Annotated in this window: 14 protein-coding genes and 3 tRNA genes; all 17 read right to left on the reverse strand. The window is 62.9% G+C overall.

All coding sequences use genetic code 11. The features are described 5' to 3' along the window. Nucleotides 1-9: 9 nt before the first annotated feature. Entirely contained in the window at nucleotides 10-498 is a 489-nt protein-coding gene (gene nuoI, locus CCC_RS11970) for an NADH-quinone oxidoreductase subunit NuoI (protein WP_009867456.1), read from the reverse strand. 13 nt (nucleotides 499-511) lie between these two features. Beyond that, nucleotides 512-1,537, reverse strand: a complete 1,026-nt coding sequence (nuoH, locus tag CCC_RS11975) for an NADH-quinone oxidoreductase subunit NuoH (protein ID WP_041041592.1) — start codon at nucleotides 1,535-1,537, stop codon at nucleotides 512-514. After that, nucleotides 1,530-3,605: an NADH-quinone oxidoreductase subunit NuoG gene (nuoG, locus tag CCC_RS11980; protein WP_041041594.1), complete on the reverse strand. Its 2,076-nt coding sequence runs from the start codon at nucleotides 3,603-3,605 to the stop codon at nucleotides 1,530-1,532. The genes nuoH and nuoG overlap by 8 nt, the downstream gene beginning before the upstream one ends. A gap of 16 nt (nucleotides 3,606-3,621) precedes the next feature. Further along, a complete protein-coding gene (gene nuoF / locus CCC_RS11985) occupies nucleotides 3,622-4,905 on the reverse strand; it encodes an NADH-quinone oxidoreductase subunit NuoF (RefSeq protein ID WP_009867771.1) in 1,284 nt (427 codons plus the stop codon). After that, entirely contained in the window at nucleotides 4,905-5,513 is a 609-nt protein-coding gene (nuoE, locus tag CCC_RS11990) for an NADH-quinone oxidoreductase subunit NuoE (RefSeq protein ID WP_009867772.1), read from the reverse strand. The genes nuoF and nuoE overlap by 1 nt, the downstream gene beginning before the upstream one ends. Beyond that, nucleotides 5,510-6,688 carry an NADH-quinone oxidoreductase subunit D gene (locus CCC_RS11995; protein ID WP_009867773.1) on the reverse strand — a complete coding sequence of 393 codons (1,179 nt, stop codon included), beginning with the start codon at nucleotides 6,686-6,688 and terminating at the stop codon, nucleotides 5,510-5,512. The genes nuoE and CCC_RS11995 overlap by 4 nt, the downstream gene beginning before the upstream one ends. Nucleotide 6,689: 1 nt before the next feature. After that, nucleotides 6,690-7,289: an NADH-quinone oxidoreductase subunit C gene (locus tag CCC_RS12000; RefSeq protein ID WP_009867775.1), complete on the reverse strand. Its 600-nt coding sequence runs from the start codon at nucleotides 7,287-7,289 to the stop codon at nucleotides 6,690-6,692. A gap of 22 nt (nucleotides 7,290-7,311) precedes the next feature. Next, nucleotides 7,312-7,878 carry a NuoB/complex I 20 kDa subunit family protein gene (locus CCC_RS12005; protein WP_008617503.1) on the reverse strand — a complete coding sequence of 189 codons (567 nt, stop codon included), beginning with the start codon at nucleotides 7,876-7,878 and terminating at the stop codon, nucleotides 7,312-7,314. Then, nucleotides 7,869-8,234 (reverse strand): NADH-quinone oxidoreductase subunit A, encoded by a 366-nt coding sequence (locus tag CCC_RS12010; protein ID WP_009867777.1) that lies wholly within the window; start codon nucleotides 8,232-8,234, stop codon nucleotides 7,869-7,871. The genes CCC_RS12005 and CCC_RS12010 overlap by 10 nt, the downstream gene beginning before the upstream one ends. A gap of 233 nt (nucleotides 8,235-8,467) precedes the next feature. Next, nucleotides 8,468-8,544: transfer RNA gene (locus CCC_RS12015), tRNA-Asp, on the reverse strand. Nucleotides 8,545-8,671: 127 nt separating this feature from the next. Continuing rightward, nucleotides 8,672-8,747 (reverse strand) — tRNA-Val (locus CCC_RS12020). 104 nt (nucleotides 8,748-8,851) lie between these two features. Beyond that, nucleotides 8,852-9,124: an HU family DNA-binding protein gene (locus CCC_RS12025; RefSeq protein WP_008617506.1), complete on the reverse strand. Its 273-nt coding sequence runs from the start codon at nucleotides 9,122-9,124 to the stop codon at nucleotides 8,852-8,854. A gap of 227 nt (nucleotides 9,125-9,351) precedes the next feature. Further along, nucleotides 9,352-11,763 carry an endopeptidase La gene (gene lon, locus CCC_RS12030; RefSeq protein ID WP_041041597.1) on the reverse strand — a complete coding sequence of 804 codons (2,412 nt, stop codon included), beginning with the start codon at nucleotides 11,761-11,763 and terminating at the stop codon, nucleotides 9,352-9,354. A gap of 252 nt (nucleotides 11,764-12,015) precedes the next feature. Further along, nucleotides 12,016-13,284, reverse strand: coding sequence for an ATP-dependent Clp protease ATP-binding subunit ClpX (gene clpX, locus CCC_RS12035; RefSeq protein WP_009869416.1), 1,269 nt, complete (start codon nucleotides 13,282-13,284; stop codon nucleotides 12,016-12,018). Between the two features lie 164 nt (nucleotides 13,285-13,448). Then, nucleotides 13,449-14,090: an ATP-dependent Clp endopeptidase proteolytic subunit ClpP gene (gene clpP / locus CCC_RS12040; RefSeq protein WP_009869415.1), complete on the reverse strand. Its 642-nt coding sequence runs from the start codon at nucleotides 14,088-14,090 to the stop codon at nucleotides 13,449-13,451. A 110-nt stretch (nucleotides 14,091-14,200) separates the two neighbouring features. Further along, nucleotides 14,201-15,583, reverse strand: a complete 1,383-nt coding sequence (gene tig, locus CCC_RS12045; RefSeq protein WP_009869414.1) for a trigger factor — start codon at nucleotides 15,581-15,583, stop codon at nucleotides 14,201-14,203. Nucleotides 15,584-15,670: 87 nt separating this feature from the next. Further along, a tRNA-Leu gene (locus CCC_RS12050) sits at nucleotides 15,671-15,755 on the reverse strand. Between the last annotated feature and the right edge of the window lie 26 nt (nucleotides 15,756-15,781).

Genomic DNA, 15,781 nt, shown 5'->3' on the forward strand with positions numbered 1-15,781 from the left:
GGTCTCCCGTCACCGGTAAGGCGCGTCGGCGGCGATGCGGAAGGCCAGCTCGGCCTCCCAGCGGTCGCCGTTGGCGAGCAACTTGGACTTGTTGTACATGAGTTCCGCCCGGGTCTCGGTGGCGTATTCGAAGTTCGGCCCCTCGACGATGGCGTCCACCGGGCAGGCCTCCTGGCACAAACCACAATAGATGCACTTGGTCATGTCGAGATCGTAACGCCGGGCGCGGCGCGACCCATCGGGCCGAGGCTCGGGCTCGATGGTGATGGCCTGGGCGGGGCAAATGGCCTCGCACAGCTTGCAGGCGATGCAGCGCTCTTCCCCGTTGGGATAACGGCGAAGGGCGTGTTCGCCCCGGAAGCGGACCGATAACGGCCCCTTTTCATAGGGGTAGTTGATGGTCACCTTAGACTTGAACATATAGCGCAGCGTCAGCGCCAAGCCCTGGACGAGCTCGGTCAGCAGAAAGGCGCGCGCGGTGCGGTCGAGGAACGACATCGCTTTTCTCTCCTTAACCCTGGTTCGGCAGCCAGCCGAAAGCGGTCAGAACGCTTGCGGTCAGCACCAGCCAGAACAGCGAGAACGGCAGGAACACCTTCCAACCCAAACGCATCAGCTGGTCATAGCGATAACGTGGGAAGGTGGCACGCACCCACAGGAAGACGAACATCACCAGGCAGATCTTAAGCACGAACCAGATCAGACCGGGAATGGGCAGCCAGCCCAGGAACGGAGGAGCCATCCAGCCGCCCAGGAACAGGATGGAGGTCATGGCCCCCATCATCAGCATGTTGGCGTATTCACCCAGGAAGAACAGGGCGAAGGTCATGGCCGAATATTCGACGTTGTAGCCCGCCACCAACTCGGCTTCCGCTTCGGGAAGATCGAAGGGGGCGCGATTGGTCTCGGCCAGACCGGAGATGATGAACAAGATGAACAGCGGGAAGTGGGGAACCACGAACCACAGCTTGCTCTGGGCCATCACCACGTCCGACAGGTTCAGCGAACCCACGGTCAGCAGCACCGAGATCAGGATGAAGCCGATGGAAACTTCATAGGACACCATCTGCGCCGCCGATCGAAGGCCGCCCAGGAAGGCGTATTTGGAGTTGGACGCCCAGCCCGCCATGATGATGCCGTAGACGCCGAGCGACGAGATGGCGAAGAGGTAGAGCACGCCCACATTGATGTCGGACAGCACCCAGCCCTTGTCGAAGGGGATCACCGCCCAGGCCACCAGGGCCAGGAAGAAGGTGAGCATGGGCGCGCCCACGAACACCGCGCGATTGGCGGAGGTCGGCAGCACCGTCTCCTTGACGAACAGCTTCAGGCCGTCGGCCATGGGCTGCAGCAGGCCGAAGGGTCCAACCACGTTGGGTCCCTTGCGCAGTTGCATGGCGCCGATGACCTTGCGCTCGGCATAGGTGAGGTAAGCCACCGCGATCAGGAGCGGCAGGACGATGGCGACGATCTGCAGAACGATGATCAGCAGACGCCACACGAAGGGGGGCAGCAGCCCGGTCAGAAGGTCAACCATGGGTCCCCGTCTTCTTGTGCTTGTGGTTGCAACCACCGCCGAAGGCTGCCGTGCATTCCGCCATGGTCTTGGAGGCGCGGCTGATCGGGTCGGTCTGATAGAAATTGTCGATATTGCTCACCAGGGCGCCGCTCTCCAGGCTGCCCTCGGCGCCGAACGCGGCGCCCCAGGCGGCGGGGGTGACGGAGCCGATGGCGGCGAATACCGGACTGGCCTTGGCCAGACGCTCGCGCACGGCTTTCAGCGAGTCATAGGGCAAGGTCGTCTTGCCCAGTTCCTCGGACAGGGCGCGGACGATGCGCCAATCCTCCTTGGCCTCGCCCGGCGGGAACACCGCCAGACGGGTCTGTTGCGCGCGGCCTTCCAGATTGACGAAGGTGGCGCTCTTTTCCGTGTAGGCGGCACCCGGCAGGATGACGTCGGCGCGATGCGCCCCGGCATCGCCGTGGGAGCCCTGATACACCACGAAGGCGTCGCCCAGGGCCTTCATCTCCACCTCGTCGGCACCGATCAGGAACACCACCGCGATATCGCCCTTATGGGCGCCGTCGACGATGTGATCCACGTCGCGCCAGCCCTGGCCCGGCACGAAGCCGAGATCCAGACCACCGACGCGGGCGGCCGCCGTGTGCAGCACGTTGAAGCCGTTCCAGCCGTCCTTGATCAGACCAGCGGCATCGGCCAGCTTGCGGGCCAGCCCCAGGATCACCGCACCATCGGCACGCGACAGGGCACCCTGGCCGAGGATCAGGGCGGGCTTCTTGGCGTTCTTCAGAACCTCGAAGAAGGGATGGCTGCCATCGGCCACGGCCTTGAGAATGGCGGCGTCATCGCCCAGATGCTCGTACTTGTAGGTCAGGTCGCCCTTATGGCCGATGCGGGCCACCTTGAAACCGCCCTTCTGCCAGCGCTTGCGGATGCGGGCGTTGAGGACCGGATTTTCCTTGCGCGGATTGGAGCCGATGATCAGCAGGGCGTCGGCCTCTTCGATCCCGGCAGCACTGCTGTTGAACAGGTAGGAAGCGCGCACGCTGGCGTCCAGCTTGGCGCCGTCCTGGCGGCAGTCGATGGCCTGGGAGCCCAGCGCGGCCAGCAGATCCTTGTAGGCCACCATGGTCTCGGCATCGGCCTGATCACCGGCGATGGCGGCAATCTTGGTTCCGGCTGCCTTCACCTTGGCGGCGATGGCGGCGAAGGCCTCGGCCCAGGTGGCGGGGACCAGCTTGCCGTCCTTACGCACATAGGGCTTGTCGAGGCGCTGGCGCTTCAGACCGTCGCATGCGAAGCGCGAGCGGTCGGACAGCCATTCCTCGTTCACGTCCTCGGCGACTCGCGGCAGGATGCGGATGACCTCGTTGCCGCGGGTGTCCACCCGGATATTCGAGCCCAGCGCGTCCATGGCGTCGATGCTCTCGGTCTTCTTCAGCTCCCAGGCGCGGTAGGTATAGCTGGCCGGCTTGTTGGTCAGCGCGCCCACCGGGCACAGATCGATGAGATTGCCCGACAATTCCGACGACACCGCCGCATTGACGTAGCGGCCGATCTCCAGATGCTCGCCCCGGCCCAGGCCGCCCAGGACGGGCGTGCCAGCGATCTCGGAGATGAAGCGGACGCAGCGGGTGCACTGGATGCAGCGCGTCATCATGGTCTGGACCAGCGGACCGTAATCCTTGTCCGGAATGGCGCGCTTGCCTTCCTTGCAGCGGTTCTTGTCGGACCCATAGGCCATGGCCTGGTCCTGCAAGTCACACTCGCCGCCCTGATCGCAGATGGGGCAATCCAGGGGATGGTTGAGCAGCAGGAATTCCATCACGCCCTGACGCGCCTTGCGCACGCCCGGCGTGTTGGTCTTCACCACCATGCCTTCGCCCACCGGCATGGCGCAGGACGCCACCGGCTTGGGCATCTTTTCCACTTCCACCAGGCACATGCGGCAATTGCCCGCGATGGCCAGACGCTCGTGGTAGCAAAAGCGGGGAATCTCGATGCCGAGCTGGTCGGCGGCCTGGATGATGGTCGTCCCGGCCTCGACTTCGATTTCCCTGCCGTCAATGGTCAGTTTGGGCATTGGGTCTTCTCTCTTCTCAGGCCGCGTGGGTCTTGGCTTGGCGTTCCTTGATCCGGCGCTCCATCTCGGGACGGAAGGTGCGGATCAGGCCCTGGATCGGCCACGCGGCGGCATCGCCGAGGGCGCAGATGGTGTGGCCTTCGATCTGGCGGGAGACTTCCTCCAGCAGATCGATTTCCGACAACTCGGCGTCGCCGGTGACCATGCGGCCCATCATGCGGCTCATCCAGCCGGTGCCCTCGCGGCACGGCGTGCACTGGCCGCAGCTCTCATGCCAGTAGAAGCGCGACAGACGGTGGATGGCGCGGACCAGATCGGTGGACTTGTCCATGACGATCACGGCAGCGGTGCCAAGGCCCGAACGCATGGCGCGCAGGGCGTCGAAGTCCATGGTGACTTCCTCGCACTGCTGCTTGTTCAGCATGGGAACCGACGAACCGCCGGGGATGATGGCCAGCAGATTGTCCCAGCCGCCACGCACACCGCCTGCATGCTTCTCGATGAGATCCTTCAGGGGGATGCCCATCTCTTCTTCCACATTGCACGGCGTGTTCACATGGCCGGAGATGCAGAACACCTTGGTGCCGGTATTGTTGGGCTTGCCCAGACCGGAGAACCAGGCGGCGCCACGGCGCAGGATGGTGGGCGCCACCGCGATGGATTCCACGTTGTTCACCGTGGTCGGGCAGCCATACAAGCCCACACCGGCCGGGAACGGCGGCTTCAAGCGGGGCTGGCCCTTCTTGCCTTCCAGGCTTTCGATCAGCGCCGATTCCTCGCCGCAGATATAGGCACCGGCACCGCGATGGACATAGACCTCGCAATCCCAGCCCGAACCGCAGGCGTTGGGACCCAGCAGACCGGCGGCGCGCGCCTCGGCGATGGCGGTGTTAAGATGCTCGGCCTCAAGGACGAACTCGCCACGGATATAGATATAGGCGGCATGCGCCCCGATGGCGAAACAGGCGATCAGCGCGCCCTCGATCAGCTTATGCGGATCGAAACGCATCATTTCCCGGTCCTTACAGGTGCCGGGCTCGCCTTCGTCGGCGTTGATGACCAGATAATGGGGGCGCGGCCCCTCGGTCTTGGGCATGAACGACCACTTGACGCCGGTGGGGAAACCCGCGCCGCCGCGGCCACGCAGACCGGAATTCTTCATCTCTTCGATGATCCAGTCGCGGCCCTTGTCGAGGATCGCCTTGGTATTGTCCCAGTCGCCGCGCGACTGGGCACCCTTCAGGCGCCAGTCGTGGAAGCCGTAGAGGTTGGTGAAGATCCTATCGGAGTCGCGCAGCATCAGGCCTTCCCCCCCTCGAACTTCAATTCGGTCAGACTGGTGGGACCACCTGCCGGGCACGAGAACTGACGACCGTTCTGGGGACCGGGCTTGGGCGTCTCGCCCCGCTTGAAGGCTTCCAGCACCGCCTTGGTGGTTTCGGCCGAAAGGTCCTCGTAGTAGTCGTCGTTGATCTGCATCATGGGCGCATTGACGCAGGCGCCCAGGCATTCCACCTCGGACAGGGTGAACTTGCCGTCGGCGGTCATCTCGCCGAACTCGACACCCAGCGCGGCCTTGGCGGCGGCCACCACTTCGTCGGAGCCCCTGAGCATGCAGGGCAGATTGGTGCAGACCTGGACGTGGAAGGTGCCCACGGGCTTGCGGTTATACATGGTGTAGAAGGTCGCCACCTCCTCCACCCGGATGGGGGCCATGTCCAGCATCTCCGCGATGACTTCCATGGCGGCGCGGCTGACCCAGCCTTCCTGGCGCTGAGCCAGATCCAGCAGCGGCATCACCGCGCTCTGCTGGCGGCCAGCGGGATACTTGGCGATGAAGACCTTGGCCTTCTCCAGGTATTCGGGGGTGAAAGCGAAGCTTTCCGGTTCGTAGGAGTGATTGCTCATCGGTCGATCTCGCCGAAAACGATGTCGATGGAGCCGATATTGGCCACCACGTCGGCCAGCATGTGTCCCTTGGACATCATGTCCAGCGCCTGCAGGTGTACATATCCCGGCGGACGGATCTTGCAGCGATAGGGCTTGCCGGTGCCGTCGGCGATCAGATAGACGGCGAACTCGCCCTTGGGCGCCTCGATGGCGGTATAGGTCTCGCCAACGGGGACGCGGAAGCCCTCGGTGAACAGCTTGAAGTGATGGATCAGCGATTCCATCGAGGTCTTCATCTCGGCGCGCTTGGGCGGCGTGACCTTGTTGTCCTCGATTCGGACCGGGCCGCCAGGCATCTTGGCGATGCACTGCTTCATGATCTTGATGGATTCGCGCATTTCCAGCACGCGGACCAGATAGCGGTCGTAGCCGTCACCGTTCTTGCCCACCGGAATGTCGAATTCCATCTGGTCGTAGACTTCGTAGGGCTGCGCCTTGCGCAGATCCCAGGCGATGCCCGAAGCGCGCAGATTGGGTCCCGTAAAGCCCCAGTCCAGGGCCTGCTCGGCGGTCACGGTGCCGATATCGACCACACGCTGCTTGAAGATGCGGTTGTCGGTGGCCAGGGTCTCGATGTCGTCCAGCACAGCCGGGAAGGTCTCGCACCACTCGGCGATGTCTTCCAGGAGACCATTGGGCAGATCGGCGGCGACACCGCCCGGACGGTAGTAATTGGCGTGCAGGCGGGCACCGCAGACACGCTCGTAGAACTCCATCAGCTTCTCGCGCTCTTCGAAGCCGTAGAGCAGCGGAGTCATGCCGCCCACGTCGAAGATGAACGCGGTGACGTTCAGCAGATGGTTCAGGATGCGGCCGATCTCATCGTACAGAGTGCGGATGAATTTGGCGCGCATCGGAATGTCGATGCCCAGCAACCGCTCCGTGGCCAGCACGAAGGCATGCTCCTGGTTCATGGTGCCCACATAGTCCAGGCGATCGAAATAGGGTGTCGCCTGGAGGTAGGTCTTGTGCTCGATCAGCTTCTCGGTGCCGCGATGCAGCAGGCCCACATGGGGATCGGCGCGGTCCACGACCTCGCCCGACATCTCGAGGATCAGGCGAAGCACGCCGTGCGCCGCCGGATGCTGCGGGCCGAAATTGATGGTGTAGCTCTGGATCTGGGATTCGGCCATCTCAGTTCGCCTTCTCGTCACCGGGCAGCATCCCCGGCCCTTCCCAGGGCGACAGGAAGTCAAAGCTGCGGAAATCCTGGGTCAGCTTCACCGGCTCGTAGACAACGCGCTTGGTCTCGTCGTCGTAGCGCATCTCCACATAGCCGGTCAGCGGGAAGTCCTTCCTGAGCGGATGACCCTCGAAACCGTAATCGGTGAGAATGCGGCGCAGGTCCGGGTGATCGGAGAACAGCACGCCGTACATGTCCCACACTTCGCGCTCGAACCAGCCAGCCGAGCTGAACACGGCGGTGGCGGACGGCACGGCGGTCTCCTCATCGGTGGCGACCTTCACGCGGATCCGCTGGTTATGCTTCATGGACAGCAGGTGATAGACCACGTCGAAGCGGCTTTCGCGCCCCGGCCAGTCCACGCCGCACACATCCACCAGCTGCTTGAACAGACAGCCCGCGTCGTCCTTCAGGAAGCTCAGCACCTTGACGATGGAGGCGGCCTTGACGGTGAGCGACAGCTCGTCACAGCGATTGACTTCGGTTCCCAGCACATCCTGGGGCAGGGCTTGGGCGATGTAGTCACCCAGATCCTTCAGCGCTTGCGTCATCTTGGGGTTTCCCTCTTCGGCGCTATCGGAGGATGGAGCCGGTGCGGCGGATCTTCTTCTGCAGCTGCAGGATGCCGTACATCAGCGCTTCAGCCGAGGGCGGGCAGCCCGGCACATAGATATCCACCGGCACGATGCGGTCGCAACCGCGCACCACCGAGTAGGAATAGTGATAATAGCCGCCGCCATTGGCGCACGAGCCCATGGAGATCACCCAGCGCGGCTCGGCCATCTGGTCATAGACGCGGCGCAGAGCCGGGGCCATCTTGTTGGTCAGCGTGCCAGCCACGATCATCAGATCGCTTTGGCGCGGGCTGGGGCGGAAGACGACGCCGAAGCGGTCCATGTCATAGCGCGAACAGCCCGCATGCATCATTTCCACGGCGCAACAGGCCAGACCGAAGGTCATGGGCCAAAGCGAGCCGGTACGGGCCCAGTTGACCACGGCATCAACAGAGGCCAGGACGAAGCCCTTGTCGGAAATCTCGGTGGTAACGGCCTTAAGCAGCGCGTCCTGGGCCGGGCCAGGAGGCAGCGCCGCCGCGTGGTCGGGCGACAAAATGCCGCCGGTGCCGGGGTTCACTCCCATTCCAGGGCTCCCTTTCGCCATTCATAGATGAAGCCGATGGTCAGCACGCCCAAGAACACCATCATGGACCAGAAGCCGAACATGCCGATCTTGCCCAGGGCGACCGCCCACGGGAACAGAAAGGCCACTTCCAGATCGAAGATGATGAACAAGATGGCGACGAGGTAGAACCGGACCTCGAACCGGGAACGGGCGTCGCCAAAGGCGTCGAAGCCGCATTCATAGGCCGTGGCCTTTTCGGTGTCGGGTTTCTGGCGCGCCACGATCCAAGATCCCCCGACGCAGATCGCCGAAATCGCGATGGCGATGCCGAGGAAAATCAGGATCGGCAGATATTCGAGCAGCCAAGCTTCCATCGTCCCTGCCCTACCAAGAGGTGCCAATCAGGAGGAAGCCCCGGCGTTTCGTGCCGTCGCACGTCCGTCACCGGCCGGTGTCCGAGCTGCAAAGCAAGAGATCGACCTGTGGGATGAGCGACTTTGGCGAACGCGCCGAACGGGTACCCCCTCCTGCAACATACCAAAAGACCGCAGACACCCCCGCCCGCAACCGCACCAGCCCCTCGCTCGGCGATCGGTCTCAGGCGGGATGGCGGGAGTGACGGGGCTCGAACCCGCGACCTCCGGCGTGACAGGCCGGCGCTCTAACCAACTGAGCTACACCCCCCCGCAGCCACCCGCGTGGGTAGGCGTGGTGTAATCCACCCCCCAAGGCCTGTCAAGCAAACAAGGCCGCATTCAAATGCCATTTTGCACTTGCTAAACGGTCTAAATGCTGACTCTGGGAGATGGATTGGTGGGCGGTGACGGGTTCGAACCGCCGACATCCTGCGTGTAAAGCAGGCGCTCTACCAGCTGAGCTAACCGCCCGGTAGGCAGGTTCTAGGATGGCTGCGCGTTTTGGGCAAGCCCTTAAAACAAAACCGGCCGCCTTAAGGGGCAGCCGGTGCAACGTACTTTCGAGAAGGCACCCCTTACTGGATGCCGTCCTTCAGGCCCTTGCCAGCCTTGAACTTCGGCTGCTTGGAGGCCGGAATCTTGATCTTTTCGCCGGTGCGGGGATTACGGCCCTCGGACGCCGCGCGCGACGCGACGGCAAAGGTGCCAAAACCGACCAGACGAACCTCATCGCCGCCCTTGAGCGCGGAGGTAATGGCTTCGAAAACACCGTCCACGGCCTTAGCCGCATCGGCCTTGGACAAGCCAGCGGCACCAGCCACAGCCGTCACGAGATCGTTCTTGTTCACCTGAGGACCCCCTTCGTTATACCGACAAAGATAGCCAGCAACACCGCCTATCGAATTAGACCGAGGCAGTCTAATTCAGCCCATCGAATAAGGTCAATGCGCAATCGGTAAAAAATGGCGGCTTTGCTGGCATACAAGCCCCCGCCGCAGCATCCATACATATGCAAAATCGGCGGTTTCCAAAGGAAACCGCCGACTTTGGCCTAAAAAAATACCCGCAAGAAGGGTCAGTGGGTGACCAGCCCTCCGGCCGCTACCTCACCATCCTTGGCGGGTTTGGCCTCGGCAACTTCGGTGGGTTCGTCCCATTCGATGGCCACCGGCATGTGAACCAGGGCGTGGGTCAGAGCCTCGTCGGCGGTGGACACCGGAATGATGACCAGCCCCTTCTTCACGTTATCGGGAATCTCGGCCAGATCCTTCTCGTTCTCCTTGGGGATGAGAACGGTCTTGATGCCGCCCCGCAGAGCGGCCAGCAGCTTTTCCTTCAAACCGCCGATGGGCAGGACCCGGCCGCGCAGTGTAATCTCGCCGGTCATGGCCACATCCCGGCGCACCGGAATGCCGGTCAGCACCGAGACGATGGTGGTGCACATGGCGATACCGGCCGAGGGACCATCTTTGGGGGTGGCGCCTTCGGGGACGTGGACGTGAATGTCGCGCTTCTCGAACACCGTCGGCTTGATGCCAAAGCTGACCGAGCGGGACCGCACATAGGAGCGGGCCGCCTGCACGGATTCCTGCATCACGTCACCCAGCTTGCCCGTATGGCTGAACGTGCCCTTGCCCGGCATGCTGACCGCCTCGATGGTCAGCAATTCGCCGCCCACCTCGGTCCAGGCCAGACCGGTCACCACGCCGACCATGTCCTGCTCCTCCACCTCGCCAAAGCGATAGCGGTGGATACCGGCATACTTTTCCAGATTGCGCGGCGTCACGGCGACCTTGGTCTTGGCCGTGGAAACGATTTCCTTGACCGCCTTGCGGGCCAGATTGGCCAGTTCACGCTCCATATTGCGCACGCCCGCCTCGCGGGTGTAGTAGCGCACGATATGGCGCAGCGCCTCGTCGCTGATGGACCATTCGCCCTTGCGCAGGCCCGCCGCCTTGATGACCTTAGGCAACAGGTGGCGCTTGGAGATTTCCACCTTCTCGTCCTCGGTATAGCCCGACAGACGAATGATCTCCATGCGGTCCAGCAGGGGCTGGGGCATGCGCATGGTGTTGGCGGTGGTGACGAACATCACGTCCGAGAGGTCGTAATCCACCTCCAGGTAATGGTCGTTGAAGGTGGCGTTCTGCTCGGGGTCCAGAACTTCCAGCAGGGCCGACGCCGGATCGCCGCGCCAATCGGCGCCCAGCTTGTCGATCTCGTCGAGCAGGAACAACGGGTTCGAACTCTTGGCCTTCTTCATGCCCTGGACGATCTTGCCGGGCATGGAGCCGATATAGGTGCGGCGGTGACCGCGCACCTCGGCCTCATCGCGGACGCCGCCTAAGCTCATGCGCACGAAGTTGCGCCCCGTCGCCTTGGCGATGGACTTGCCCAGGCTGGTCTTACCCACGCCGGGCGGGCCGACCAGGCACAGGATGGGCCCCCGCACCTTGTCGGTGCGGATCTGCACGGCGAGATATTCGAGGATGCGTTCCTTGACCTTCTCCAGACCGTAATGGTCGGCATTGAGAACCGTCTGGGCCAGCTTGACGTCCTTCTTGACCTTGGTGCGCTTCTTCCACGGAATGGTCAGCAGCCAGTCCAGGTAATTGCGCACCACGGTGGCCTCGGCCGACATGGGGCTCATGGATTTGAGCTTCTTCAGCTCGGCCAGGGCCTTCTCGCGCGCCTCGGCGGTCAGTTTGGTCTTGGCGATGCGTTCTTCCAGCTCGGCGGTTTCGTCCTTGCCGTCGTCGCCCTCGCCCAGTTCCTTCTGAATGGCCTTCAGCTGTTCGTTCAGATAGTACTCGCGCTGGGTCTTCTCCATCTGCCGCTTGACGCGGTTGCGGATCTTCTTTTCCACCTGAAGGACACCGATTTCGCCCTCCATGTAGGAATAGACCCGCTCCAGACGCTCGGAAATCACCTCGACCTCGAGCAGTTCCTGCTTTTCCGCGATCTTCAGCGCCAGATGGGAGGCGACGGTGTCGGCCAACTTGGCCGCGTCCTCGATCTGATTGACCGAGACCAGAACCTCAGGGGGAATCTTCTTGTTCAGCTTGATGTACTGCTCGAACTGGCTGACCACCGAGCGCGACAGCGCCTCCAGCTCCTGCTGGTCGCCTTCGCGTTCGTCCACCACCTCGGCGGTGGCCTGGAAGAAGGCGTCGTTCTCGGTAAAGCCGGTGATGCGGGCGCGCTTGCCGCCCTCGACCAGCACCTTGACGGTACCGTCGGGCAGCTTGAGAAGCTGCAGCACGGTGGACACCGTGCCCACCGAATAGATGTCGTCAGTGGTGGGATCGTCCTGGGCGGCGTTCTTCTGGGCGACCAGCAGGATCTGCTTGTCTTCCCGCATGACGTCTTCCAGGGCGCGAACCGACTTTTCCCGGCCGACGAACAGCGGAACGATCATGTGGGGGAAAACGACGATGTCCCTGAGCGGAAGGACGGGGAAAACATCGCCAGAAGGAAGATCAACCATGCTGCCTCATTCACGCCGGCGGGACGCCCAACCGGGCCGGCCCGTCTTTGTACAGTAACCCTTACAGGCTCTAGCTGGGACGGATTCCGCCCCTCGTCAAGCCATGTCCGATGATTCTAGTGTCTTATCGGGGGTGTCCGCAATGCACATTTTGGCCCCAGACCGATGCGAACCACTAGGATTTGTGGGAAAAGCGAAGGGCGGGCCCCCATAAGGAGCCCGCCCCTGCCGATTTTTCACCTCTCGCAGGCCCTAAGCGCTGGAGCCCACGTCTTCGCGGCGTTCGGAGTAGATGTAGAGCGGCTTGGCGCGACCCTCCACCACTTCCTTGTTGATCACCACCTCGTCCACGGCATCGAGGCCGGGCAGGTCGAACATGGTGTCGAGCAGGATGGTTTCCATGATGGAACGCAGCCCGCGCGCGCCGGTCTTGCGGGCGATAGCCTTCTCGGCGATGGCCTTCAGCGCGTCGTCTGAGAAGGACAGACGGGTGTCCTCCATCTCGAACAGGCGCTGATACTGCTTCACCAGGGCGTTCTTGGGCTTGGACAGGATATCGATCAGGGCGTCGACGTCCAGATCCTCGAGCGTCGCCAGAACCGGCAGACGGCCGACGAATTCCGGGATCAGTCCGAACTTCAGCAGATCCTCGGGCTCGACTTCCCGCAGGATCTCGCCGGTGCGGCGCTCGTCGGGGCCGCGCACATCGGCGCCGAAGCCGATGGAGGTGCCCCGCCCGCGAGAGCCGATGATCTTTTCCAGACCCGAGAAGGCGCCGCCGCAGATGAACAGGATATTGGTGGTATCCACCTGCAGGAATTCCTGCTGGGGATGCTTGCGCCCACCCTGGGGCGGCACCGAGGCGACGGTGCCCTCCATGATCTTCAGCAAGGCCTGCTGAACGCCCTCGCCCGACACGTCGCGGGTGATGGACGGGTTGTCGGACTTGCGGCTGATCTTATCCACTTCGTCGATATAGACGATACCGCGCTGGGCCCGCTCCACATTGTATTCGGCGGCCTGCAGCAGCTTCAGGATGATGTTCTCCACGTCCTCGCCCACGTAACCGGCTTCGGTCAGGGTGGTGGCGTCGGCCATGGTGAAGGGCACGTCCAGGATGCGGGCCAGGGTCTGGGCCAGCAGGGTCTTGCCGCAGCCGGTGGGGCCGATCAGCAGGATGTTGGACTTGGCCAGCTCGACTTCATTGTTGTTCTTGCCGCCGTGCTGAAGGCGCTTGTAGTGGTTGTGGACGGCGACCGACAGCACCTTCTTGGCATGGCCCTGGCCGATGACATAGTCATCGAGCACCTGGCAGATGTCCTTGGGGGTCGGCACGCCATCACGCGAACGCACCAGATGGGTCTTGTGCTCTTCGCGGATGATGTCCATGCACAGCTCGACGCATTCATCACAGATGAACACGGTCGGCCCGGCGATAAGCTTCCTCACCTCGTGCTGGCTCTTTCCGCAGAACGAGCAGTACAGAGTGTTTTTGGATTCGCCGCTCGTGGACTTGGTCATCGAAACTCCATTGGATCAGGGGGCCGCACCGCACCCGCGAAATCATGTTAGACACAGCCCGCCACGCCAGACAACGACAATTCTGTCATGACTGCAAAAGGAAACGGCCGGGCTGATCCCCCTGGTCCAAGGGATCGGCCCGGCCGCTTATGCCCGAACGGAACCTAGGACGCGGAATCGTCCTCGGCGACAGGACGCTTGTTCACCACCTCGTCGATCAGGCCGAATTCCTTGGCCTCCTCGGCGGTCATGAACTTGTCGCGCTCCATCACCTTCTCGATCACTTCCAGCGGCTGGCCGGTGTGGTCCACATAGATGTTGTTGAGCCGGGCCCTGAGCGCCAGAATCTCGCGGGCCTGGATTTCGATATCCGTGGCCTGACCCTGGGCGCCGCCCGAGGGCTGATGCACCATGATGCGGGAATTGGGCAGGGAGAAGCGCTTGCCCTTCTCACCGGCGGTCATCAGCAGCGAGCCCATGGAGGCGGCCTGGCCGATGCACAGGGTGGATACGGCGGGGCGGATGTACTGCATGGTGTCGTAGATGGCCAAGCCCGAGGTCACCACGCCGCCCGGCGAGTTGATGTAGAACGAGATGTCCTTGCTGGGATTCTCGGATTCCAGAAACAACAGCTGGGCGCAGATCAGGCTGGCGACTTCGTCGTAGACCTGACCGGTGAGGAAGACGATTCGCTCCTTCAACAGGCGCGAATAGATGTCATAGGACCGCTCGCCCCGGTTGGTCTGCTCGACGACCATGGGAACCAGGGTGTTCATATAGACGTCGATCGGGTCTCTTTCGCGCATGTTCCGTCCTTCTTGGATTTGGCAACGGCGGGGGCGGACGCCGATGAGATTGGCCGCCCGCGATATTCATATGGTGAACATCGCGGGCTTTGCACTGAAAAAACCGTGACCTATTCGGCCGCCTTCTTCTTGGCGGCGGCCTTCTTCTTCGGCTTGGGAGACGCGGCCTCGGCGGAAGCCTCGTCGGGATCCTTGCGCAGATCCTCGACCGAGACTTCCTTATCGGTCACCTTGGCCAGTTCCAGGATGAAATCGACCACCTTCTCCTCGTAGATGGGAGCGCGCAGCGATTCCAGGGCTTCCTGGTTCTTCTGGTAGTACTGAAGGACCAGATGCTCCTGACCGGGGTAACGGCGGGCCTCATTCATGATGCCGCGGTTGACGTCTTCCTGGGTCACGTTGATCTCGTTGACCCGGCCCACTTCGGCCAGCAGCAGGCCCAGGCGCACCCGGCGCTCGGCCAGGGTGCGGTATTCGGCCTTCAGATCGTCTTCGGACTTGCCCGCATCGGCGGCGTCCTGGCGTCCGGCTTCCTTGTCGGCTTCCACCTGCTTCCAGATGGCCTCGAACTCGCTTTCCAGCATGCTGGGGGGAACCGGGAAGTCATGACCGGCCGACAGCGCGTCCAGCAGGGCGCGCTTCAGCTTGATGCGCGACACGCCGTCCAACTCGCGGGCGATTTCGTCCCGGATAGCGGTCTTGAGCGCGTCCAGGTTCTCCAGACCGACCGACTTGGCCAGTTCGTCGTCCACGGCGGCGGCCTTCGGCGCGCGCACTTCCTTGACCTTGACCTCGAACAGGGCGGGCTTTCCGGCCAGGGCTTCGTTGCCGTAACCCTCGGGGAAGGTCACATTCACTTCGACGTCGGCATCGGCCTTCTTGCCGATCAGCTGGTCTTCGAAGCCGGGAATGAAGGTGTTGGAGCCCAGCTTCAGCGAATAGCCCTCGGCGGTGCCGCCGGGGAAGGCCACGCCGTCCACCTTGCCCACGAAGTCGATGACCAGAACGTCACCCGACTTCGACGCGCGCTTGACCGGCTCGGAGCTCTCGTTGCGCTCGGCGATCTTGGCCAGGGCGTCGTCCACCTCGGCATCGGGAACCACGGCCTTGTCGCGCACCAGATTGACGGTGCCGAAATCCATGATCTTGATCTCGGGCAGCACTTCCACCGAGACGGTGAACTCCAGGTCAGAGTTCTCCTCGTATTTGGTGATCTCGATCTTGGGCTGCATGGCCGGGCGCAGACCATTGTCGGTGATGGCCTTACCGGCGCCGTCGTTGACGGCGTTTTCCAGGATCTCGCCCATCACGGCGCCGCCGTACTTCTTGCGCACGATGGTCATGGGAACCTTGCCGGGACGGAAGCCGGGCATGGCCACGGTGCGGGCGATCTCCGCCAGCTTGTCCTGCATCCGGGTTTCCAGCTGCTGGGCGGGAACGACGACCTTGAATTCGTGCTTCAGGCCTTCGGCATTGATCTCGGTTACCTGCATCAGTCTATCGCCAATCGAATCGAGTGAGTTGAAATCGCTGTTCCCGCCGGTCGGCATGCGCCAGAGCCCAGTACCGGCTGCGATGGATGGTGCGGGCGAAGGGACTTGAACCCCCATGGCTTGCGCCGCTGGAACCTAAATCCAGTGTGTCTACCAATTCCACCACGCCCGCACGAACCGTGCACGCCGACGGACCCA

This window comes from Paramagnetospirillum magnetotacticum MS-1 (assembly GCF_000829825.1).
GTDB lineage: Bacteria > Pseudomonadota > Alphaproteobacteria > Rhodospirillales > Magnetospirillaceae > Phaeospirillum > Phaeospirillum magnetotacticum.